This is a genomic window from Neobacillus drentensis, assembly GCF_036965425.1.
Classification (GTDB): Bacteria; Bacillota; Bacilli; order Bacillales; family Cytobacillaceae; genus Neobacillus; species Neobacillus drentensis_F.
The window spans coordinates 20,360-44,058 of sequence record NZ_JBALPP010000006.1; the positions used below are offsets into that span (position 1 = coordinate 20,360).

23 protein-coding genes and 1 pseudogene are annotated in these 23,699 nt (G+C 43.2%); 10 read left to right on the plus strand and 14 right to left on the minus strand.

Annotation, left to right across the window (positions count from 1 at the left end):
• Positions 1–256: 256 nt before the first annotated feature.
• Positions 257–1,189 carry a polyisoprenyl-teichoic acid--peptidoglycan teichoic acid transferase TagU gene (gene tagU / locus V7161_RS00890; RefSeq protein ID WP_335441849.1) on the plus strand — a complete coding sequence of 311 codons (933 nt, stop codon included), beginning with the start codon at positions 257–259 and terminating at the stop codon, positions 1,187–1,189.
• Between the two features lie 79 nt (positions 1,190–1,268).
• Here tagU and rbsK read toward each other — a convergent pair whose 3' ends face one another.
• Entirely contained in the window at positions 1,269–2,201 is a 933-nt protein-coding gene (gene rbsK / locus V7161_RS00895; RefSeq protein WP_335441850.1) for a ribokinase, read from the minus strand.
• A 230-nt stretch (positions 2,202–2,431) separates the two neighbouring features.
• On the opposite strand from rbsK, the gene V7161_RS30350 reads away from it, so the two are divergent.
• On the plus strand, positions 2,432–2,947 hold the full coding sequence (locus V7161_RS30350) for a glycerol-3-phosphate acyltransferase (protein ID WP_420491541.1): 516 nt from the start codon (positions 2,432–2,434) through the stop codon (positions 2,945–2,947).
• Positions 2,948–3,084: 137 nt separating this feature from the next.
• On the opposite strand, the pseudogene V7161_RS00900 reads toward V7161_RS30350, so the two are convergent.
• From V7161_RS00900 to V7161_RS00910, 3 genes and pseudogenes are all read right to left on the minus strand, one after another.
• Positions 3,085–4,305: pseudogene (locus V7161_RS00900) on the minus strand (YifB family Mg chelatase-like AAA ATPase); the annotation flags it as partial.
• Positions 4,208–4,450 (minus strand): magnesium chelatase domain-containing protein, encoded by a 243-nt coding sequence (locus V7161_RS00905; protein ID WP_335441852.1) that lies wholly within the window; start codon positions 4,448–4,450, stop codon positions 4,208–4,210. The pseudogene V7161_RS00900 and the gene V7161_RS00905, both read right to left, overlap by 98 nt.
• Positions 4,450–5,043: a transposase gene (locus V7161_RS00910; RefSeq protein ID WP_335441853.1), complete on the minus strand. Its 594-nt coding sequence runs from the start codon at positions 5,041–5,043 to the stop codon at positions 4,450–4,452. The genes V7161_RS00905 and V7161_RS00910 overlap by 1 nt, the downstream gene beginning before the upstream one ends.
• A 176-nt stretch (positions 5,044–5,219) precedes the next feature.
• On the opposite strand from V7161_RS00910, the gene V7161_RS00915 reads away from it, so the two are divergent.
• On the plus strand, positions 5,220–5,480 hold the full coding sequence (locus V7161_RS00915) for a hypothetical protein (protein WP_335441854.1): 261 nt from the start codon (positions 5,220–5,222) through the stop codon (positions 5,478–5,480).
• A gap of 43 nt (positions 5,481–5,523) precedes the next feature.
• On the opposite strand, the gene V7161_RS00920 is transcribed toward V7161_RS00915, so the two are convergent.
• A complete protein-coding gene (locus V7161_RS00920) occupies positions 5,524–5,961 on the minus strand; it encodes a ferritin-like domain-containing protein (protein ID WP_335441855.1) in 438 nt (145 codons plus the stop codon).
• 355 nt (positions 5,962–6,316) lie between these two features.
• On the opposite strand from V7161_RS00920, the gene V7161_RS00925 reads away from it, so the two are divergent.
• Positions 6,317–8,119, plus strand: coding sequence for an N-acetylmuramoyl-L-alanine amidase (locus tag V7161_RS00925; RefSeq protein WP_335441856.1), 1,803 nt, complete (start codon positions 6,317–6,319; stop codon positions 8,117–8,119).
• Positions 8,120–8,247: 128 nt separating this feature from the next.
• Positions 8,248–8,694, plus strand: a complete 447-nt coding sequence (locus V7161_RS00930) for a DUF6376 family protein (protein ID WP_335441857.1) — start codon at positions 8,248–8,250, stop codon at positions 8,692–8,694.
• A 47-nt stretch (positions 8,695–8,741) separates the two neighbouring features.
• Here V7161_RS00930 and V7161_RS00935 read toward each other — a convergent pair whose 3' ends face one another.
• The 5 genes from V7161_RS00935 to V7161_RS00955 form a co-directional block, all read right to left on the minus strand.
• Positions 8,742–9,305: a CBO0543 family protein gene (locus tag V7161_RS00935; RefSeq protein ID WP_335441858.1), complete on the minus strand. Its 564-nt coding sequence runs from the start codon at positions 9,303–9,305 to the stop codon at positions 8,742–8,744.
• A gap of 72 nt (positions 9,306–9,377) precedes the next feature.
• Positions 9,378–10,709 carry a sensor histidine kinase gene (locus V7161_RS00940; protein ID WP_335441859.1) on the minus strand — a complete coding sequence of 444 codons (1,332 nt, stop codon included), beginning with the start codon at positions 10,707–10,709 and terminating at the stop codon, positions 9,378–9,380.
• Positions 10,702–11,379, minus strand: coding sequence for a response regulator transcription factor (locus V7161_RS00945; protein WP_335441860.1), 678 nt, complete (start codon positions 11,377–11,379; stop codon positions 10,702–10,704). Before V7161_RS00945 ends, V7161_RS00940 begins: the two co-directional genes overlap by 8 nt.
• Positions 11,380–11,448: 69 nt before the next feature.
• On the minus strand, positions 11,449–11,961 hold the full coding sequence (locus tag V7161_RS00950) for a hypothetical protein (RefSeq protein WP_335441861.1): 513 nt from the start codon (positions 11,959–11,961) through the stop codon (positions 11,449–11,451).
• 142 nt (positions 11,962–12,103) lie between these two features.
• On the minus strand, positions 12,104–13,588 hold the full coding sequence (locus V7161_RS00955; protein ID WP_335441862.1) for a S8 family peptidase: 1,485 nt from the start codon (positions 13,586–13,588) through the stop codon (positions 12,104–12,106).
• Between the two features lie 349 nt (positions 13,589–13,937).
• On the opposite strand from V7161_RS00955, the gene V7161_RS00960 reads away from it, so the two are divergent.
• Complete coding sequence (locus tag V7161_RS00960; RefSeq protein WP_335441863.1) at positions 13,938–15,968, plus strand: molybdopterin-containing oxidoreductase family protein; 2,031 nt, start codon at positions 13,938–13,940, stop codon at positions 15,966–15,968.
• Positions 15,969–16,016: 48 nt separating this feature from the next.
• On the opposite strand, the gene V7161_RS00965 is transcribed toward V7161_RS00960, so the two are convergent.
• Positions 16,017–16,850 carry a YitT family protein gene (locus V7161_RS00965; RefSeq protein WP_335441864.1) on the minus strand — a complete coding sequence of 278 codons (834 nt, stop codon included), beginning with the start codon at positions 16,848–16,850 and terminating at the stop codon, positions 16,017–16,019.
• A 237-nt stretch (positions 16,851–17,087) separates the two neighbouring features.
• Positions 17,088–18,059: a UDP-glucose 4-epimerase GalE gene (gene galE, locus V7161_RS00970; RefSeq protein WP_335441865.1), complete on the minus strand. Its 972-nt coding sequence runs from the start codon at positions 18,057–18,059 to the stop codon at positions 17,088–17,090.
• Between the two features lie 191 nt (positions 18,060–18,250).
• On the opposite strand from galE, the gene V7161_RS00975 reads away from it, so the two are divergent.
• On the plus strand, positions 18,251–18,754 hold the full coding sequence (locus V7161_RS00975) for an Lrp/AsnC family transcriptional regulator (protein WP_335441866.1): 504 nt from the start codon (positions 18,251–18,253) through the stop codon (positions 18,752–18,754).
• On the plus strand, positions 18,751–19,956 hold the full coding sequence (locus V7161_RS00980; protein WP_335441867.1) for an aminotransferase: 1,206 nt from the start codon (positions 18,751–18,753) through the stop codon (positions 19,954–19,956). The genes V7161_RS00975 and V7161_RS00980 overlap by 4 nt, the downstream gene beginning before the upstream one ends.
• 103 nt (positions 19,957–20,059) lie before the next feature.
• Here V7161_RS00980 and V7161_RS00985 read toward each other — a convergent pair whose 3' ends face one another.
• Positions 20,060–20,368 (minus strand): hypothetical protein, encoded by a 309-nt coding sequence (locus V7161_RS00985; RefSeq protein WP_335441868.1) that lies wholly within the window; start codon positions 20,366–20,368, stop codon positions 20,060–20,062.
• Between the two features lie 178 nt (positions 20,369–20,546).
• Between V7161_RS00985 and V7161_RS00990 the strand changes: the two genes are divergently transcribed.
• Together V7161_RS00990 and V7161_RS00995 are read left to right on the plus strand one after the other, a co-directional pair.
• Positions 20,547–21,848, plus strand: coding sequence for an NCS2 family permease (locus V7161_RS00990; RefSeq protein ID WP_335441869.1), 1,302 nt, complete (start codon positions 20,547–20,549; stop codon positions 21,846–21,848).
• A gap of 292 nt (positions 21,849–22,140) precedes the next feature.
• Positions 22,141–23,505: an N-acetylmuramoyl-L-alanine amidase gene (locus tag V7161_RS00995; protein WP_335441870.1), complete on the plus strand. Its 1,365-nt coding sequence runs from the start codon at positions 22,141–22,143 to the stop codon at positions 23,503–23,505.
• A gap of 31 nt (positions 23,506–23,536) precedes the next feature.
• On the opposite strand, the gene V7161_RS01000 is transcribed toward V7161_RS00995, so the two are convergent.
• Positions 23,537–23,686: a hypothetical protein gene (locus V7161_RS01000; protein ID WP_438825798.1), complete on the minus strand. Its 150-nt coding sequence runs from the start codon at positions 23,684–23,686 to the stop codon at positions 23,537–23,539.
• Positions 23,687–23,699 lie beyond the last annotated feature (13 nt).

Below are 23,699 nucleotides of genomic sequence, written 5' to 3' on the forward strand. Positions count from 1 at the left end.
AATGTTAAAATAAATGGTAACTTACATACTATAATGAGAATACAAGCCTTTTATTTCCTTCATACAATGGACCCATCTCCAAGACACTGCATTTCAACATAGAAAACCTGCTGCACCAGCACCATGAATCATACCTTCATCATCCATACATATCACCCATCACGAATGTCCACCCAGGGCGTACAAATCAACCCGAGTGTCCACGAACGGTGCCTGACACCATTTGGCATCATTATTATTATGGGGGTTTTATCATATGAGATCTCAGGAGAAGAGAAGTAGAAAGTGGTTAAAGGTGACGGGGATTATTTTATTACTAATCTTTGTTGCTGTGGGTGTTTATAGTTACACGGTTTATAAATCTTTAAAAACTGCTGTAGTTACGATGCACCAGCCGGTTGAACGAATCCAGCCGGAAAAGCGGGAATTGCCGGTAGCATTGGAAAAAAAGGTGCCCTTCTCCGTCTTAATGCTGGGTGTTGATGAACGAAAGGGTGACAAAGGGCGTTCTGATACAATTATTGTGCTCGCCGTGAATCCCAATAATAACTCAGTAAAAATGCTAAGTATCCCGCGAGATACTCGCACTGAGATAGTCGGAAAAGGGAAAGAGGATAAAATAAACCATGCTTATGCTTTTGGCGGGGTTCCCATGTCTATGGCTACCGTTGAAAATTTCCTCGATATCCCAATTGACTATTATATGGAGATTAATATGGAAGGTTTTAAGGACCTTGTCGATGCGGTTGGCGGGGTAAACGTCCAAAATGATTTTGAATTCGATCAGTATGGTTTTCATTTTGGAAAAGGAGATATTACCCTAGACGGTGAACAGGCTTTAATATTTTCTAGAATGAGATACGACGATCCGCGCGGGGACTTCGGCCGTCAATCAAGGCAGCGGGAAATCATTAAAGCGGTCATTAATGAGGGTGTAAGCGTATCAAGCTTAACGAATTTTTCTGATATATTTACAGCTCTTGGAAAAAATATTAAGACAAATCTGACCTTTGATCAAATGGTTGATATCCAGAAAAACTATCGAGAAGCCGGAAAGAACATTCAACAGATGGAAATAAAGGAAACAGGCACAATGATCAACAAAATCTACTATGGCATGGTAACAGCTGCAGAAAAACAAAGAATCCAAACCGAACTGAAGAGGCAATTAGAATTAGAAGCGAAATAAGATAATTGAAAGGGATGACAAAAAAAGTATAAAAACACTTTTTAAGTCATCCTTTTTTATTTTAGCTGCATTTTGTCTATTACTTTACAGCATCTCCCCGCTTCAATATTTCCTCGACTTCGTGTTTATAAGGCATAGCAGGTGCTGTACCAATTTTTGTTACGGAGAGGGCGGCAACTGCATTGGCGAAGGTCATCGCTTCACGGACAGAGTACCCGGTGCTAAGCGCGTGAGCAAATCCTCCATTAAAGGCATCGCCGGCCCCTGTTGTATCAACAGCCTCTACTTTGAGACCCGGAACCAATACACCCTTCTCACCGCCAGTATAAAGGAACGCCCCCTTCGATCCAAGGGTGATAATCACCGTCTCAACACCCAATCCATGAATTTTCCTCGCAGCCACTAAAGCAGATTCTTCATCTTTTACTTCTACCCTGCTCAACTCAAATGCTTCTGTTTCATTTGGAGTAATATAGGTCACATTCGAAAGAGTCTCTCTAGGAAACTCCTGGTATGGTGCGGGATTTAAAATGACCGGAACATCATATTTTTTTGCTAGTTTCAGCGTAGTTACCACCGCTTCAATACTTGTTTCCAATTGGAGCAGGACAATGTCTGCAGTTTTGAACCTTTCCACTGCTACTACTACTTCCTCTTCCGTAATAGTTCCGCAGGCACCCAGGGCGACAACAATGCTGTTTTCACTTTTATCATCCACGGCGATCAATGCAGCCCCAGTTGACTGGCTTGGATCGACCTTAATATATTGGGTATTGATATTTTCTGCTTCAAAGTGTTTTAATGCCTCTTGACCAAAAAGATCGTCACCCACTTTGGTGATAAACGTAACCTCTGAGCCACACCTTGCCGCTGCGGTCGCCTGATTTCCACCTTTTCCTCCCGGCCCCATCTGAAACGGTCCTCCTAGAACCGTCTCCCCCGGCTTTGGAAGATGTGGTGCTCGGCTCATTAAATCTACTACATAACTACCAATTACAAGCACATTAGACATAAATGCCCTCCAAATAATGACCTAAATTCTCTCTAATCAATAAACTGCATATAGTATTTGAAGATATTAGCCTTCTCCTTCAAACTAAAAAGAGGTGGATGTATTTTCCACCATACTTTTATTATATATAATTCAACTTGTTACGGCCTACCAAAATTGCACACAACCAGAAAGGTGTGATTCGAGTGATTTGGCTATATTTTGCCTGTTCTTATTTCATTGGGTGCATTATGTTTGGATATCTGATTACAAAATTGCTCTTTCATCAGGATATCCGCAGGCAGGGGAGCGGAAATGTCGGGGCGCGGAATGCCGGGCGACTGTATGGCAAAAAAGCCTTTGTTATCACGTTTCTTGGGGACGCTTTAAAGGGCATTCTGATCATTTTAATTGGCCGGTTCCTCAGTTTCTCTGAACCTATTCAATTAATTGGCCTCGCTTTTGCCATTATTGGTCATTTAAAGCCCGTCACTCTTAAATTTCAGGGCGGGAAAGGTATTTCAACATTCATCGGCGGGATGGTTGCCTTCGAGCCCTTCCTTGCACCTGTGATTATCCTGGCATTCCTTGTCACATATCCCTTCACCAAAAGCTTTACCTTTTCTGGATTAGGAGCATTCCTTATCATTCCAGTGTTTTTGTTTATCCAGCATGAAAATTGGGAAATCGGTGTACTGGCAATCCTAATCCTAGCTTTAATACTTCTTGCACACTCAGAAAATATTAAAGTGCGATTGAAAAAATAATTCCTATCAAGCTCCCCCATTCCACTTGACTGCTGCCCAAATACTTTGGTCGGTGATGCGGGAGCTCCCTTGCAAATCGAAATCGTCCGGGCGAGGCGGATGATTTTAATTTGCGTTCGATTGCTGAGCCCTTTTTTAAAAGATAACTTTTGTAAATCCACCTGCTGCCCCGCAGGCAACGGGCTTGTCCTTAAAAGCACCTCATACGGAACCCGGCCATTGCAAACTTCCTGCCCATAGCGTTCAAATTGCCTTTCCCTTGCTTCAACCACTCTTTGGCGTACAGTCCTTGACTCCTCCCCTGCCCTTTCCGTCATAGCCTCACTGAAATCTACCGATCTTAAGGAAAGATGAATATCAAAACGGTCTCTAAGCGGACCTGAAAGTTTATTTTTATACGCAAGAATCTGCTTCGGCGTGCAGGTACAATATTGCTTATTTGAGCCTGCATATCCGCAGGGACACGGATTCATGGCAGCCAAAAAGATAAACTGGGCGGGATAGGTAATCGTCGCATGTGTGCGGCTAATAGTAATCGCCCCATTTTCCAGTGGCTGCCGAAGCATATCCAAAGTTTTTTTCGAAAACTCACCAATTTCATCGAGAAACAACACACCGCGATGGGCCAGCGATATTTCTCCAGGCTTAGGGTATTGGCCACCTCCAATAATCGAGACACCTGAAGCGGAGTGATGAGGGTTCCGAAAAGGGGGCAAAATTGTTCGAGGATATTTGTTCCGGCTCAATTGATACAAACTTATAACTTCGAGCTGGGCGTCCTTACTTAATTCAGGAAGAATCGTCGGAAAACTCCCGGCTAACAGACTCTTCCCACAACCCGGGGGGCCAGTCATCAAGACATGATGCTCACCTGAAGCCGCAATCTCCAGCGCCTGTTTTGCGCTCCTATGGCCAATAATCTGTTGAAAGTCTAATAAATCGGCGCTTTTTACACATAGCTCCTCCTGCTTTTCCAACAAAGGAGGAATCCATTGGTCCAAAAGATGGCCGATTACATCCTGCAACGATGAAACATAGATGACTTCCAAACCATTAAAATCAAGCATAGGCAATTCATCATCAAAGGGCATATAGAGCCTTTTAATGCCAAGCCTTTTCGCAGCAAGCGCAGCCGGCAGCATTCCTTCAACAGGCTGAATCGAACCATCCAATGACAGGGCTCCCAAAAAACCGGTTCCTTCTGGAATGACCACATCTAATTCATGCAAACTCATCAATAGACTAATCGCCATCGGCAGATCAAACATCGGGCCAAATTTCTTTTGATCGGCCGGCGACAGATTGATTGTAATTTTTTGACCGGATAAGGTATACCCCCAATGAGCGAAGGGCCGCAATAATACGCTCCTTGGCTTCCTTCACCGCAGCATCGGGAAGCCCGACAATTTTAAACGAATCGGTCCCGATATAAGTGCCAACCTCGACATTGACCCGATACCCTTCCATTCCTTTTAGGCCAATGCTCGACACACGCGCCCACATTATAACATCACCTTTTCGCCCATATAGAGCTTACCATCTTCCCAGAAAAATTTATCATTCCAACGGGATTTCATATATTGCTGATAATGCTGTGTCTGTGGGTGAGGAAAATAGGAAAGAATCGGCTGGGGTTCAATTAACGGAATATCCTTCAAGTCGATGTAAGCTCGATAGCTGCTCCATGGATACTCCTCAGGCAGGTTCACCATCCCTGCGCTGACAGGATTTAAGTGAATATATTTACTGACATCGATTTCATATTCAGGGGAATTAAGCAGTTCAGCGCCATAGCGTTTTTCAAATACATGCCCCGAATAATCGTACTTTTGATTAAAAAATTTCGCGTATTTCGTATTGAGGTTTTTCATTATGATGCTGAGCGGAGATTCAAGTGTTTCAACCTGGAGATGGGTATGATTGGTCATTAAACAAAACGAATGGAGGATGAATGGGTATCGCTTCCTTGTTTCTTCTACTAAATTGAGGTATTTTTCATAATCTTCATCATCATAAAAAAGCGAATTTCTTCTGATTCCCCTGCTGGTCACATGATATTTCGCACCGGCAAACCACAATCTTGCGCTGCGTACCAAGTAAATCACTCCCTTTGCATTTTCTACTTTTTATTATACTGGAATCAGCCTTTTCGATTAGCAATATTCACAATATTTAACAAAATGTTCAAAGCTGAAAACGACCAAGCTGTCGAATGTATAAAAAGTCCTGCCTGCTAATATTTATTTACTATAACATTTTACATCTAGGGGGTATGTCTCTGAAAACGATAAGATTCCTTCAATGGCTGATTGGTATTCTCCTATTGGTATACGGCATTTATCTTATTTTCGGGACCCAGGAATTTTTCGGTACCATTTTAATTATTGGGGCCTTTTTAATTTTTCCGACTGTAAGAAGAAAAACACAATCCAATGATTATTACGATAATAATGATGTTTCTAAAGATGACAATACTTATGCTGGCGGGGACAGTGATGGTGATGGCGGCGGAGGGGACTCAAGAGGAGATTAATAAATTTATATAAAAAATGTCCCCGACTTTGGGGACATTTTTACTACATCTTTGAAAAAAAGTACAAAAACCACACGGCATGATTTTGTTCATCAGCTGCCGCTCTTCGAAAAATCCTTCTTATTACGGGGTCTGTCGCTTCATCAGCGATTTCATGATAAAAATCAACGGTATGCTGTTCATCCTGAAGGGCAAATTCCAATCCTTTTTTATAAACATTTGGACAATCTTCCGTGATTTTTGGCTGGGGCTGTCTGCCTGTTAAACGGCTATAAAGCTGGACAAACTGCTGATAATGCTTAACTTCATCCTCACGAATTTCAAGGATTTGCTTCCGTTCCTTTTCATTCGCCGCAAGTTGGGCTAATTGGTCATAGCAATTTATCGCACTATATTCACCATTAATAGCTTTTTCAAGATCAGTAATCATTTTATGAGGCTGCCTGTTTATCGCATCGTAGTAATTTGTATAAGGATACATAACGAAACCTCCGTTTTCATTACTATTTGTATATCTTACGGCCACAAAAATATTAAGTGCAGATTATAAAAATTTGTCGACCAATTCTTTTACACGAGATTACTCATTCCCCGGGAAACATTCAATATTCGACGTTATTCCCCTCCTTATATCCAAAAATGGTAGAAAGATGTCGAATTTCCCTTCACATAATAAAAAAATCAGTTTAATATAAAAAGGGAGCAAAAACGGAAACATTTGGTAACATTATTCGATAAGGGAGCGTGAGAGTCTAGTAGAGAAGCCATACAACCTTTCAGCTCGGGGTTGTACCGACTCTTTAGAGTTAAATAAAAGATTAAAGGGGTACTATGCTTTGAAACAAAAACTATTAATCTTCTCAATTTTCGTCCTGTTATTCGCGGGATTTGGGATCGGAACTAGCCATACGTATGCCGCCAGTTCTGGCTGGAAGCAGGAAAGTGGCAAATGGTATTACTACAACAATGATATGGCGGTAAAAGGCTGGTTATACATAGGGAATAAGTGGTATTACATGGATAAAACCGGAACAATGCAAACCGGTTGGGTGCTGGATCAGAATAAATGGTATTACATGGCTCCATCGGGCGCGATGCAGACCGATTGGATTAACGTTAATAACAAATGGTATTACCTCCAATCAAGCGGCGTGATGAAAACGGGATGGCTGCTGCTTGGCTCCAGCTGGTATTATCTTAAGTCCAGCGGCGAAAGAAGCACCGGACTACTAACCATCAATTCAAAATTGTACTATTTTAATAGTTTAGGTGTCATGGGGTCGAATCTATGGCAGGAAATAGACGGCAAAAAATATTATTTTACTAGTGATGGTGCTTCAGCCAAAGGCATCACTGATATTCTGGGAAAAAGATATCTTTTTAACACAGATGGTACGCTTGTCTATGGTTGGGGCAAGGTGGATGGAAAATGGTATTTTTCCAATAATGATGGTGTAATTCAAACAGGCTGGATTACCTACAAAGATAAAAAATATTTGTTAGACCAAAATGGCATCATGCAGACTGGCTGGTATCAAGAGCAAGGAAAAACCTACTTTTTCGATAATAGCGGAGCTTTAAAAACAGGCTTAGCCATCCTGGATGGGAAGGGATATTATTTCAGTAACGATGGTTCCCTATATAGCGGCGGCTGGTTTACTGCCGAAGCGAAAAAATATTACGCAATTAATACGGGGCAGCTTCAAAAGGGATGGCTGCTTTTGAATAACATTTGGTATTACCTTGGTGACGATTTTGCTATGAAATCAGGCTGGATACTTGACGGTGGAAAATGGTACTTTTTAAATGGCCAAGGAGAAATGCAAACAGGGTGGCTGGAAAATAACGGCGGGCGATATTACTTAAATTCAGGCGGGGCCATGCAAACTGGCTGGATAAATCTAAGCGGCAAATGGTTTTACTTTAATCAGTCAGGGCAGCTGAAAACAGGGTGGTTCCAGGATAAAGGCAACTGGTATTACGCCGACAATAATGGCATCATGCAGACTGGCTGGATTACGGTTAATGGCACGGATTTCTTTTTAGAGTCCAGTGGTGTATGGGTCCCTGTTTCCCGGGATTTAGTAGGGAAAGTAATTGTTCTCGACCCCGGTCATGGAGGTTATGACGGAGGGGCGAGTGCCGCAGGTGTTCTTGAAAAAACCATTAACCTGCAGGTCAGCTTGAAATTCGCCGACATCTTAAAACGGCACGGTGCTACGGTTTATTTGACCAGGAGCACGGATGAATTTATTTCATTAGATGGAAGGGTCGAATTTTCCAATTCCATTAAACCAGATGCGTTTATCAGTATTCACGTTAACTCGGCAGGAAGCAGTTCTAGCTCCGTCCAGGGAATTGAAACCTATTTTAATTCTGTTGACGGGGTGATGCCTGAGGAAAGCAAGCAGCTGGCTGCTTACCTTCAGAATGAAGTCATTAAAGCAACCGGCGCCGTCACAAGGGGCGTAAAGGATGAGAGCTTCCGTGTAATAAGAGGGAATAACGCACCGGCAGTCTTAATGGAAATCGGCTTCATCACCAATAACGGGGAACGGGCTAACCTTGTCAGCGACAGTTACCAAAACAAACTATGTAATGGATTAATAAACGGATTACTGAGGTTTTTCAATCAATAAACAGAAATAAAGCATTGACAATAGGGATGCAAAATCCGTATAGTCAATGCTTTTTTTGGTGAAAAAGAAACTAACATGATTAACAAACGTATAATAGTACAATTGGTGAAAAAAAGGAGGGTTTCAGAATGAAAAAATCGATAATGATTTTATTTACGAGCTTTTTGTTGCTGCTTACTGGTTGCTCCCTGCTTAATGATGCAAAGAATACGGTCACGTATATAAACGAGGCAACTAGTTATTTAGACAAGGCGACTGCTTTTGCAAATGAAGCACCATCTCTTGCCCAGCAAGCTGTAGGAAATCAGGAGGCGGCTAAACAGCTTGAAACAATGCTAAAGCAGATGAAACAAGAAATTCAATCCTTTAATCAACTGCAAGCACCGGATATAGCTGTTGATTTGCACCAGCAAATTATTGATCAAAACAATAAGCTATTAGATGGAATAAACCTCTATTTAAATAATTTTAAAAACGGCTTACTAGACCCATCCGCTTTACAAAACACCGAACTCTTTCAAACCGTTCAAGACATTACAAGTATTATTAATCAAATTAAACAGCTTGGGCAGTAATAGCACTTCGAAATTACCCAGAAGTGTCCACCATACGCGTACAAAACTCAGGATTTGTCCACGTGTGGTGCCTGACACCGAATAAGTTTTTCAATAAAAAACCTAATTAGTACGCCCAGAACAATATAATAGATAAATGAATAAATATATTTCCATTTTATATAAACCACGAGCTCAGCCCAAATGGAAAATGGCTCTCCAACAAAGGCAAATAGAACCGTTACAACAACCAAGGCGAAGCAATACGATTTCCAGCTTCGAAAGTATTGGTAAACTAGCATAAAAGCTACGGGTACCATTGAACAATCAAAGGGAAGGGCTCGTGGAATAACCGGCATTAATTGGGTTGGATATTTCCAAAACCTAAACTGGAGCCCAATGTTATCTAATAAGCTGGTGACAATTAAAAACAACATCCCAAAAAGCAATATAGGAATAATCCGTTTTTTGTCAACCATCCGCAGCCAGATGAGCCATGGTACAATGAGAAAGATGCCCAATACCCACCACTGCCATGTTAAAAACTCGTTTTGCAGCCAGCCCTCTTTGTCTAAGCGATGTACCTTTTCCTCTAACTCGGCAATTTTCCACATGTATTCAAACTTATCCATAAGGGCTTCCATTCCTTCATATTCAGCATCATTATGGATAGATTGCCCAATATAGGTGGATATTTAATACACTCATTCCTTGTCTAACCAAATTTGAAATACCGCACCACCTTGCACACCATTTAGCGCCTTAATTGTTCCTCCATGTCCTTCAATGATGGCTTTGGTGATGGCAAGGCCAATTCCCGAACCTCCCTCTTCCCCGCTATAGAATCGCTGGAACACCTTGTCCACTTCTCCTGGCGCGAACCCGGATCCGTTATCCATTACTTCTATCAGCATCGTCTTCCCATCCCTTTTGCTGCTTTTCACGATGACCACCGATTTTGCATAGCGAATAGCATTCCCAAGCAAATTGATAAAAGCCCGCTTCATTTTTTCACGGTCCACCATAACCGGATCGGAGATAGTCCCTTCCACAACAATTTCAATTTCCCGCTGATCGGCTAACGCCGCAACACTACCCACCGCCTCTTGAAGGATAGTTTCTAATGACTCCCGCTTAAACACGAAGCTTTCCTCAACACTTTCAAGCTTTGCTAAATAGGTGATACCTTCAACAATCCGCTTCAGCCGCTGGCTTTCGGCAATAATGACGTTTAAGCTTTTATTCACATCTGCACCGGTTATGACGCCATCTAATATTCCTTCTGCGTTACCTTGAATCGCCATTAACGGCGTTTTCAATTCATGCGAAGCATTTTGAAAAAATACCTTTTGGTCCTCATCATACTGCTTCAGCCTCAGCGATAAAGCATTAAAGCTTTCAGCAAGTTCGCCAATTTCGTCCTTCGTCGTTAGGCGGATCTCCCTGTTCGTCCCTTTCAACGAATAATTTTTCATATGTTCGCTTAGGATGCGAATGGGTCGCGTTATCCCTTTTTTGAAAAATAAGCCTAACACCACAGCGATCATTGCCGACAGCACCAAACTAATCAACTGCGACTTCCGCATCAATCGATTCAGTTCCTGAACCTCATCCAGTCTGGCTACTAAGGTTACATATCCTCGCGTCTTCCCATTTTTCGATTGGATCGGCACCGTTTCCGAAACAAAATTTCTTCTTGGCCCTTCCCTAAATTGCTCTAAAACAGCTTCTTTTAAATCTGTATAAACAATCTCCTGCCGGGCCGTCCAGATAATCATTTTGGAAGACAATAACCGCTCCGTGACAGCCAGCGCCTTTCGATTCATGAGTTTTTCCTCAATTACCGGTCTTGAGAGAGACGACTTGCCAAGTAATTGACTCATCACCGTGGCTTCCTTGTGCAGCTGCAGCTCGGTTTCGTGGATTAAATATCGCTGGGAGATAAAGCGAAAAGATAAGCTAGTAATGATAAATATAATAATAATCAGGAAAAAATAAGTGAATAAGAGCTTCGAGCCTAATTTCATCCTACTCATCCAATCTGTACCCATATCCCCAAATCGTCGACAATGCCACCGTTGACTGATGCTGCTCTAATTTTTTCCGGACTCGCTTCACCAAATCATCAATCAGCCGGCCATCGCCAGCGAACTCATACCCCCAAATAAACTCCAGCAGTTCATCTCTTGTAAAAGGCTTCCCTTTGTTTTGAGCCAAAAAGCTGAACAAATCGTACTCCTTGGTCGTCATTTTGATTTCCTGGCCATCTTTTTCTATGTATCGCCGTACCGTATCAATACTTACATCCCTTATTTTCAGAATCTGCGTTCCACTACCAGCAGTTTTCCCAAGCCGCTTAAATATATTTTTGATTCGAACCATCAGTTCACGCGGGCTGAATGGCTTCGTCAGGTAATCGTCCCCACCAAGCTCCAAGCCCAAAATCCGATCAAATTCACCGTCTCTTGCAGAGACAAAAATAATCGGAATATCGCTCACTCGGCGAATCTCTTTGCAAAGCTCAAGTCCATCGAGATGAGGCATCATGATGTCGATAATCAATAAATCCGGCCTAAGCCGAAGCATTTCCTGAAAAACATTTCTTCCGTCTGAAAAAAGTGTCACTTTGTATCCTTCGTTTTCAATATATTTTTGCAAAATATCCCTTATATTCTTCTCATCATCCACAACAAAAATATGCTTCATCAACGGTTCACCTCGATTCCATTATATAATAAAGAAGAGATAGCACTGAACACTATCTCTTCCTCGACTTTATTTTAAAATCTCAATCATCTTATCCAGTTCTGCCAGCTTCTCTTTCATTTTTTCATTAATCTTTTGCTGTGTCGCAATCACCTTAGTGAACTGTTCACTGCCTTCGCCTTTTTTCAGGTCTTCTTTCAGTGTCTTCCGCTCATCGCGTCCCTCTTGGATAAGCGTCTTCATATCGCTGTTTAATGTCTTTAATTGCTGCTTTACCTCTTTTGCCTGCTTTATGTCCTCTTTATTGCCGCTTTGTTTGGCCGCCACTACTAAATCGAGGAGCTGGTCCCTTTTTTCAATCATTTGTTTCTTCAGGTCAAGGCGGTCTTCACGAAGCTGATTTACTTGATGAATTTGATCTTTAAATTGGCTAAGCACCTCAAGCCGTTTGCCAGCATGTCCTGCTTTTGCTTCTACTTTTGACGGCGTATTTTCCGCAGCGGAAACACTTTGGATCTTATAAACGCCGCCTAACAGCATCAAAGCGCCAACCCCAACAATCAATCCTTTTTTTAGATTCATTTCCATCACTCCTTTCCTCTTCAGTATAGACAAAGAGTGTGGCAGAACTTCGGGATAAATGTGTGAAAAGTGTGTGAAAATAGGCTTGGCGATAAAAAAGAAGCCCAGCCTAAATGGAGTCATTTAAGCTGGGCTGATTAGATTATTTACCTGTTAAGGCATTGTACGCATTGGCTTCGCCAGAGCCGAACAATTCATCGTGGCCTACCTTACCATAATCTAATGCCGTCTTTTCAATCAATGCCTGCACCTGGGCTGGTGTGTACTCCGGATGAGCTGCTTTGATGACACCAGCGATTCCAGCAACTTTTGGCGCTGCCATGGAAGTGCCGTGTAAGTAGGCGTAACCGTAATTCTTTTGCATTGTAAAATAAGGGGCTAGATATCTTGGCCAAGTGGACAGCGCACGGAATGTAAAATCACGCTGATTTAAATCACCTGTCTGCGCATAAGCCGGACCGTTATCGCCGCCAGGAGCAGCCACATCAATAAAGCTGTTGCCATAGTTCGAATAGAATGCCAGCTGATTGGTTGACCATTTATTCGAGGACGAAACCGTAATCACACCAGGGACACCTCCTGGAACATCAACTGTTACGCCTGAGAAGACCAGATTTTCATCGCCATAATTTACATTCAAATAGTCAGTAAGAGACTTTTTATCCGCATAGTTCAAGGAATCATTCCCTGCTGAAGCGACAACGGTTACGTTTTTATTCACAGCATACTGGACAGCACGTTTCCATAGGAGCAAATCGGCGATATCGCTATAACGAGTACCTTCAAAGTAATATTTTAAACTATCAAAGCCGCCAATTGACATATTGATTACGTCGACTCCATCGTTAGCTGCTTGTAAGATTGCGGCGACAATCGGAGAGGTTGGAGCACTTCCGCTGGCATCAAAAATACGGTATGCACGTATTCCAAGATCAGGGCCAACTCCTTTTATTTTTCCATTCCCGGCAATGGATCCAGCTACATGTGTACCATGGCCATTTGTATCCGTTACATTGCTGGAATCACCTTTTTCTTCTGGAACATCACCATAGTAGCCGCCCTTAGGTACAAAGTTTTTGCCACCTAAAAAGTTGGCTTTTAAATCCGGGTGGCCGGCATCAATACCGGAGTCAATGACACCAACAACCGCTTTGTGGGTGACACCGCCCGCATTACGTTTTCCACCTGACTCAATTGCAAACGATTTCCCCTCATTTGTTAAATGGCGGATATCCCATTGCGAACTCCAATATGTACCGTCCGCATCCTTTTGAAGATCAACTGGCTGTCCATCTGCCCCTTCAGGGTTACCATTTTCTAATTTGTAAGCCCTTTCAGAATTTGCCGCTACAATAGTACCGCTCGACTTCAACTGGCTGAGGAAATTAGGATTTGTGGATCGAACCTCCACACCGCCAACCTCTGGCATAGCCCTTACTACTTCCCCGCCTGCATTCTTAATTTCAGCTAGGTAGTTCTTCGGCAAAGACTGACTATAAGCAATCAAATAATTTTTGCTTACAGTCTGTGTACTGGCGGATGTATGAACACTAGTTGAAAAGCCTAATAAAGACATTGCTAAAACACTGCTGGCGACGATCGCCATTCCTCTTTTTTTCTTTTTCACAAGCAAGACCTCCTCTATATTTGTCCCAACGTTCTTAATTTTAAAACTATAAATTCCCCTTTGAAAACAAATACTTCTCGATAAAGAATGACACCGGATGCAGAACTTGCCTAAACTTGTCTTTATTTAAAATTTTGTAGGAAAATAAAAAAACTCCAATTCTAGTCATAATTCCTTCATTTTCATCAAAAAACCTCTCTGCACAATACAAAGAGGTTCTACCATAGCTTATGTAAACCAAAAAACTCGCACCTGACACCAAAGCACCTCATCCATTATACTAATATACAACACTGCATATCTATTAGGATGAGAAGATGGCAGCCATCCTCTTGAAAGGAGATTTTTTATGGAGCGAAACGGTATTTTTCATTCAGTTTGCCCGCTTGACTGCCCAGATCAGTGCGGATTGCTTTTACATAAGAAAGACGGGAAAATCGTCAAGATCGAGGGTGACCCCGAGCATCCGGTTACGAAGGGGCATATTTGCAACAAGGTACGGAATATGGCGGAACGGATATATGATGAGAATCGATTGAAATACCCGATGAAACGCACAGGGCCAAAAGGCGAGGGAAAGTTCATGAGAATCAGCTGGGAAGAAGCCTTGAGTACGATTACGGCGCACTGGTCGGAACTTATTCAATCAGATGGCCCGGAAAGCATCCTGCCCTACAGTTTTTACGGGAACATGGGGAGGCTCAGTGCGGAAGGAATGGACCGCCGCTTCTTCCACCGCCTCGGTGCTTCCAGGCTCGATCAAACAATTTGCTCTTCTGCCGGCTCCGTTGGCTATAAATATACCATGGGCGGAAGCCTTGGAATCGATCCGGAGGATACGGTCCATTCCAAGCTGATCATTTTTTGGGGCATTAATGCTGCCAGCACCAATATGCATCAGGTAGCCCTTGCGCAGAAAGCCCGAAAGCAGATCGGCGCGAAAATCATCGTCATCGATGTTCATAAAAACCAAACTGGCAGATTAGCAGATTGGTTTATTCCGATTTTACCGGGCACAGACAGTGCACTCGCCCTTGGGCTCATGCACATTTTGTTTGCCGAAAACATGGTGGACCAGGATTTTCTCCAAACATATACAGTTGGTCGGGAAGAGCTCCGGGAACATGTTATGCAGTACGATCCAGAGATGGTTTCCGCCATCACTGGAGTTCCAGTCGCGGACATTTACAAACTTGCACGGATGTATGGCGAAGCTGCACCTTCTTTTATTCGAATTGGGAACGGGCCGCAGCATCACGACAATGGAGGGATGTTCGTCCGGACCGTCTCTTGTTTGCCTGCCCTTACCGGCCAATGGCTTGTCAAAGGCGGCGGTGCGATTAAAGGAAACTCCGGGTACCTTCTACCGAATACTGAATACCTGCAGCGCCCTGACCTTTTGAAAAATAAAAACACACGCATCGTGAACATGAATTTGCTCGGTGAAGCATTGCAGGCCCTTAACCAGCCTATAAAGTCCCTTTTTGTATACGGTTCAAACCCGGCAGTTGTCGCTCCATCCAGTCATAAAGTAAGAGCAGGCCTTGCCAGAGAAGATTTATTTACCGTCGTTCACGATTTATTTTTAACCGAAACGGCTAAGTATGCTGACATTGTCTTACCGGCAACGTCTTCCTTCGAAAATACGGATATTTATACGTCCTACTGGCACCATTTTGCCCAGCTTCAACAGCCGGTAATCGAACCATTTGGTGAAGCTAAATCAAATGTCGAAATGTTCCGCTTGCTGGCGCATACTATGGGCTTCGGTGATGAAGCGGCCTTCAAAGAGACTGAGGCAGAGATGATTGAAGGCGCGCTGAATAACCCGAGGAATTCATATTTAGAAGGAATCAATTTTGACGGGTTATCCGAATCGAATTATCTGAAAGCCAAGGTGAAACCGTTGTTTCCTGGAAAACTTCCAACACCTAGCGGTAAAATAGAATTATATTCCGAGCGGATGAAGCAGGACGGACACCCGCCGCTTCCAACCTATATTCCACTCGTGAACGATGGGGACCATCCATATCAATTTGTACCTGGGCCAAATCATAATTTCTTAAATTCTACTTTTTCTAATAACCGGAAGCATGTAGACCTTGAAAAAGAACCGCGAATGCAGATGAATCAGAAGGATGCCCTGGCAGCTGGCATTCAAGATGGCGAAAGGGTACGTGTTTGGAATGAGCGCGGGGAATGTGTGCTGAAGGTTTCAATCGGCGAGAACGTCCTTCCTGGAGTCGTCGTCAGTCAGGGACTTTGGGCCGACGAAAATGGAACGAAACATTTAGTTAACGTCCTCACCCCGGATCGAATTGCCGACATGGGCGGCGGTGCCACCTTCTTTTCCGGCCGTGTCAGCATCGAAAAAACTTAGTTTTTACAAACAAAAGCTCCCTAGGTTCTCTCACCAAGGAGCTTTTGTTTAGCTTGCTTTATAGCCTTTGCCCATCATTTCGTGGACATTATGGACGGTGACGTAAGCGTTTTCGTCGATTGCTTTAATAATATTTTTCAACTGGATGATTTCCTGTTTATTGATGACGATATAGAGCACTTCCTTGTTCTGACCGGTGTAGCCTCCGCGTCCATCTAAAACAGTCAAGCCGCGTGACATTTTATTCGTAATCCCTTCGAGCACCTGCTCAGGCGTGTTCGAGATAATCAAAACGGCGACTCGCTCATCAAGCCCTTCAACGATGAAATCAATCGCCTTCGCTCCTACATATACAATCAAAAGTGTATACATTGCCTTTTCCAACCCGATGATCGGAATCGAGCCTGCCACCACGATAATATCAATAATGAGCACGGATTTGCCAAGGCTCCAGCCGAAAAATTGTGTCGCCAGCCTAGCTAAAATGGTTGTTCCTCCCGACGTTCCGCCCGCACGGAAAATAAAGCCGATCCCGCCATTCACTAATAATCCGGCAAAAAGGGAAGCGAGCAGGGTATCCTCCGTTATCCGCTTACTGACATCCTCCGTTAAAAATAAAAACCCTGAGCAGGCCGCAATCGAAATCAGCGTATAAACAAACGCTCTTTTTTCAAAAAATTTATAGCCGACAACGATTAGCACGGCATTTAAGACAAAGTTCACGACCCCAGGTGACCAATTCCACAAATAGTGCAAAATGATGGTAATACCTAAAAGTCCGCCTTCGGAAAGATGATTGGGAATCGTGAAAAAATTAACTCCGACCGCAAAAATAAATGCACCCAGTATAATGAAAAGCATATCTTTAAACAGTTTCCTCATTAAAATGCCATCCTTCTATTATGCCGCTCCATTTAGAGCACACAAAATCATTTCTTGCAATAATAATACAACAAAATGACCTACTCTAGTAACCTAATTTGGGGCATAAAAAAAGAACAGAGACATCAGTCTCTGCCCTTCCCTAAAAATCGTGGTTTCAAATGCCACTCCTTTGTCCAATACACAAGGACATTTGTCCACAGATGGTGCCTGACACCACAATGAAACCACACGCTTTTAGTATTTCTGCTCCTTGTGCCATCTCCAGGCATCGCCGATGATTTGTTCAAGGTTCCGCTGGGCTTTCCAGCCTAGTTCATCAAGGATTTTAGCTGAGGAAGCGACGAGTCTGGCCGGGTCGCCGGCACGGCGGTCAGCCATTTCGACATTGGCTTTCACCCCAGTTACTTTTTCACAGGTCTCGATAACTTCCTTCACAGAATAGCCAAGTCCGTTCCCTAAATTATAAACCTCTGCTGACTTCTTCCCAGAAAGCAGCGCCTCAAGTGCAAGAATATGAGCGGCAGCCAAATCAGTAACATGGATATAATCGCGGATACATGTACCATCCGGAGTGTCATAATCATCCCCAAACACAGACACCTTTTCCCGAGATCCTAATAATTGCTGCAGCACAATCGGGATTAAATGTGTTTCCGGATCATGACTTTCGCCAATCACCGCGGAGTCATGCGCTCCTGCTGCATTAAAGTAACGAAGCACCACATAATTTAAACCGTAGGCCTTTGAAAAATCACCCAGAACCTGCTCGACCATCAGCTTAGAATGACCATATGGGTTAATTGGGGCAGTCACTGTAGATTCATCAATGATTTCCACATTCGGTATGCCATAGGTTGCCGCTGTAGAAGAGAAAATAAAGTTTTTTACTTGAAATTTCATCATGACCTTCAACAAAGTTAAAGTAGAGGCCACATTATTTTGATAATATTTTAAAGGATCAACAACAGACTCTCCAACCAGGCTATTGGCTGCAAAGTGCATGACCGCCTTGATGGGATAGCTTCTAAAGATCATTTGCAAATCCTCTTCATTGCCAAGGTCTCCCTTAACAAAAATAGCCCGGCTATCAACGGCCTCTCGGTGACCCGTAGACAGGTTATCCAATACAACGACCTCTTCTTTTTCGACTAAATCCTTCACAAGATGGCTGCCAATGTATCCAGCCCCGCCGACAACGAGAATCATAGTTCATTTCCCCTTACATTAAATTCTATACCGTAAGTATTATAGCACTTTTAGCCAACGACCGCTTGTCAGGTGTATTTGCTAATAATTCCCTATTAAAATCTCCTGGTGTCAGGCATCTTTTTTCATTGTATTTTCATACTTCGACTATTAAAATCAACAATAAGATTTAATTTTTAGGAGGCCCCACCATGAAACTGAGCAGTGAAGAAATTGAGATATTAAAAATCATCGAAGAAGACCATAAGCTTTCCGTTGAAACGATTGCATCCATGGTACTTAGCAGCGAAGAAAAAGTTAAAGCGGCGATTGAAAAATTAGAACAAGAAAAAATCATTATCAGTTACCCGACCTTAATCGATTGGAGCAAAGTAGAAGGTCAGGAAAACATCATTGCGATGATTGATGTAAAAGTAACCCCGAAGCGCGGGGTCGGCTTTGATGAGGTAGCGGAGCGAATTTATCGTTTCCCGGAAGTGACTTCCCTTTATCTTATGAGCGGAGCCTACGATTTGTCGATAACCGTTGAAGGTAAAACGATGACCCAAATTGCAACCTTCGTATCGGAAAAATTATCAACGATTGATAATGTCATTTCCACCACCACCCATTTCATGCTGAAAAAATATAAGCATGACGGGGTCATCTTTGGCGGTGGCGATGAGAAAGATAAACGAATGGTGGTTACACCATGAAACAGGATTATTCCCATTATCTTTCCAAAACTGCAAAAGAGCTTCAGCCATCCGGCATAAGGAAATTTTTCGATTTGGCCGCCAGTATGAAGGACGTGATTTCACTGGGAGTCGGAGAGCCCGACTTTATCACTCCCTGGAACATTCGCGAAGCAGCCATTTTATCTTTAGAACAGGGTGAAACCTCCTATACGGCGAATCCTGGGCTGCTCGAACTGCGACAAGAAATCACCAACTATCTGGGAACCAGATTTGGGGTCGAGTACGATCCTAAAAATCAAATTATTGTGACAATCGGAGCCAGCCAGGCTATTGACCTCGCCTTCCGGGCAATTTTAAACCAAGGTGATGAAGTCTTGATTGTAGAACCGGCCTTTGTTTCCTATGCCCCGCTAGTGTCGATTGCCGGCGGAACACCTATACCACTTTCAACTTCACCTGCGAATGGGTTTAAATTGACACCTGAGCAGCTCGAAAATGCCATCACGGAAAAAACAAAGGCAATTTTGCTTTGTTTTCCGAACAATCCAACTGGCACTTCCTTAAACAAGGAGGAACTAACGGAAATCGCCAGAATCGTCGAGAAGCATGATCTAATTGTGGTATCAGACGAGATATACGCAGAATTAACCTATGATGAAGTCTTTACGAGCTTCTCTGCCCTTGAGGGCATGTATGACCGAACCATTTTAATCAACGGTTTCTCCAAAGGCTTTGCAATGACCGGCTGGCGTTTAGGTTTCCTTGCGGCTCCAGCACCCTTTGTGGAAGTTATGCTGAAAATTTTCCAATATACAACGATGTGCGCCCCGACGATGCTGCAGCAAGGTGCAATTGAGGCGCTCCGCAACAGTTATCATGATGTGGAAACGATGAAACGAAGCTATCGCAGAAGGCGGAACTTTGTCGTCCAGACATTGAATAAGATTGGTTTGGATTGCCACATTCCCGGCGGCGCCTTTTATGTGTTTCCATCCATAAAAGCAACCGGCCTGACCTCGGAACAATTTGCGGAAGAACTGCTCATCCAGGAACGAGTTGCAGTCGTTCCCGGCCATGTGTTTGGTGAAAGCGGCGAAGGGTATGTACGTTGCTCTTATGCTACCTCGATGGCCCAGCTTCAAGAAGCGCTCAAGAGAATGCAGCGGTTTTTGGAATCGAAGGGTGTCTATGGGGAAAATGCTGTAGAAATATTGAAATAAACGTGGAAAGCCCAATTCTGTGCGAGGAATTGGGCTTTTCTAAATTATAATGGGAAATTTTGATTTTTTGAAGTTCAATAGAAGCATTTATTTGGAAGTTAAATTATAACTGAAGGTGAAATTTAAGTTTAGCTAACTCTCTTTCATTTCTAGCTGATTTTTCCCAGATATGTTCTTGTTCTGCTCTAATGTCAGTCACGATATTAAGTATTTCAGTAAATTTCGCCTCATTTTTGCTATCTATGGCGGCTAGTTCCTTCCTCATCCCCTCCTGGTCATTCTTCATTTCATGCTGTTCCTTCTTCATTACCTGCTGTTCTATTTTCATTTCCTGCAGCTGTTGATTAATGTTTCCTACTATCGAAATTATGCTTGATAACATCTCTTCCATTCTATCTAGTTTCTTTTCCAAGTATGTCACCTCCTATATTAACAATTATTATACACCAATTTTTCATCCGACTATCGACATCATCCGATATATTTCCATTTTTACTCAAAAAATAATGATTGAAAATCTCACAGGAAACGAATAATATATAANNATATAAAAGTATTTCAAAAATGTTCGTGTTTTCGGAGGAACTTCAATGTTTAAACTAAATGAAAATCATACAAATGCAAAAACAGAGCTTCTGGCAGGGATTACGACCTTCTTTACGATGGTTTATATCGTGGTGGTCAATCCCGTTATTCTCGCTGATGCTGGCGTGCCGTTCCAGCAGGTTTTCACGGCAACCATCATCGCTGCAGTGGTCGGGACTCTTTGGATGGGGCTTTTCGCCAACTATCCAATCGCTATCGCCCCAGGGATGGGTCTTAACGCGTATTTCGCCTATTCTGTCGTCGGCGGCCACCAGGGTATCACCTATCAAACAGCCTTTGCCGCTGTCTTTATTGCCGGTCTTATTTTTGTTATCTTGTCATTAACTCCTTTACGGGAAAAATTAATCGATGCCATTCCGGATAATCTCAAACATGGGATTACCGCCGGAATCGGCTTATTCATTGCTTTTATCGGACTTCGCCTGACAAAAATTATTACAGCGCATCCGACAAATCTTGTTGGGCTGGGCGATCTCCATGACCCGTCAGCGATATTGACACTGGTCGGACTCGCTATCACCCTTGTATTAATGATGCTGCGCGTTAATGGAGCATTATTTTTTGGAATGATTGTGACTGGTCTCATCGCTTTTTTCACAGGTCAGCTTTCCTTTAAAAATGGATTCATGGCCCTGCCTTCTCTGCCGGAAGGGCTTATGATTGGGAATCCTATCACCGCATTTGGTGATGTGGTTCAGCACAGTCTTTATGCCGTTGTTTTTTCCTTCATACTTGTTACCATTTTTGATACGACCGGAACGATGATCGGTGTCGCAAACCAAGCAGGCCTAATGAAAAACGGCAAATTTCCACGGGCGCGTCAGGCATTGCTGTCTGATTCTATTGCAACAGCAATTGGCGCCATGTTTGGGACGAGCCCAACCACAGCTTATATTGAATCATCATCAGGCGTTGCAGCAGGCGGACGGACAGGCTTAACTTCACTTACTGTCGCAGCTCTATTTATCCTGTCTGCATTTTTTGGCCCGCTCGTCAGCGCTGTTTCAGGAATTTCCGCCATTACAGCACCTGCACTTATCATTGTCGGAAGCCTGATGATGGGAAGTATTGCGAAAATTCGCTGGGACGAGCTCGACGAAGCTTTCCCGGCCTTCCTGACGATTCTTGCCATGCCATTAACATCAAGTATTGCAACAGGAATCGCACTTGGATTTATCAGCTATCCGCTATTAAAATTAGTCAAAGGCAAATGGCGCGAAGTACATCCGCTGCTATATGTGTTTGCGGTTCTGTTCTTTTATCAACTTGCATTCTTGCAGCATTAAGTAAGAAAAGCGCAAGCGCCTCGGTAAGCCCCGACAAGCATAAGACGTTCCCAATAGGAAGGTGCCTTTTCCTTCCTATTGGAAGTGGCTTAGACCAGAGAGGGGCTAGGCGCTGAAGCTGGACAATTCTCAAAGTCGAATTTTCTAAAAAGTCCAATTCGCATAGGAATTGGACTTTTGTTTTGCCTCTAATAAAAATCCCACAGTTTAAACAGGACAAGCACCCTCACGAATACTATCGCTCGTCATACCATATAGATGTACCACTATTTGAAAAAAGTGAGGAGATTAAATGAAACTTTATTTAGACCCGGGACACGGCGGCACAGATCCAGGTGCACAGGGAAATGGTCTAAACGAGAAAGATTTAACATTAGATATTGCGTTAAAAATCCGTAATATTTTACTAAATAATTATGAAAATATTGAAGTGATGATGAGCCGCACTGGCGATATTACAAAAAGCTTAAGCCAGCGGACGAATGAGGCAAATGCTTGGAAGGCTGATTTTTATATGTCTATCCACATCAATGCCAACAGCGGCACTGCCACAGGATATGAGGACTATATTCATACCAGCTTATCCGACAACTCCACAACAGCTAAATATCGGGATATTATCCATGCCGAAGTCATCAAACTGAATCAACTTAGGGACCGAGGTAAGAAAAAGGCTAATTTCCATGTTCTTCGTGAATCAAAGATGCCGGCCATGCTATCCGAAAACGGCTTCATTGACAATCCCCAAGATGCAGCCCTCATGAAGCAGACATCTTGGCGTCAAAATGTCGCTCAAGGTCATGCCAACGGGATTGCACTAGCATTTAACCTAAAGCCAAAATCCACTGCTCCCGCCGGAACGATCTACAAAGTCATTGCCGGTTCCTTCAAGTTGAGAGAAAATGCGGACAAGCGCGTTGCCTTCCTGCACTCAGTCGGTATTGAATCATTTGTAGTGACCACAACGATTTCAGGTGAAACCCGATACCGCGTTCAGGCCGGCGCTTTTTCTAGCCGTACAAATGCTGAAACACGCTTGCAGGAGGTCAAAAACGCTGGAATTACAGATGCCTTTATTGAGGCAGAGGCTCCAAGTACAAGCCCACCACCTGCAGAACCAACAGGCTATTCGATCCTTGGCCCGACATATCTTTCCCCGGAACACTTGAATCTGTTTGTAAAAACAGTCAATCCGAACGCAATTGAGATAGGCAAATATTATTTAACCTTCGGTGAATATTATGGAATTAGGGGTGACATCGCCTTCGCTCAAGCCTTGCACGAAACCGACTATTTCCGCTTTACCGGTGTAGTCCAGCCTGATCAAAACAACTTTGCTGGAATTGGAGCTACAGGACCGGATAATCCAGGTGCGACCTTTAATACCCAAGAAGAAGGAGTACTGGCTCACCTGCAGCACCTATTCGCTTACGCTTCTACCGAGCCATTGCCAAATCAATATCCCTTAGTTGATCCCCGCTTCAATCTCGTAACAAGAGGGTCTGCTCCAACTTGGACTGCTTTAAACGGGAAATGGGCGGTGCCAGGCACCACTTACGGACAATCCATTTTGGACCTTTACAAACGAATGATCAACTTCACGAAACTTAATCTAGATAATGTCCTCAATGACATCAACAAGCCGGATTCTCGCTGAATCCGGCATTTTCCCTCATTTTATAAAAATCCTACTTTATCCAAACACCGCTAGTATTAAAATAATACTTTTTACCGCTGATGAGCACCCAGCCCGTTTTCATCGCACCGCTGCTGTCCAGGTAGTACCACTTCACTCCATCCTTCAGCCAGCCCGTCCGCATCGCACCGCTCGCATCCAGATAGTACCACTTC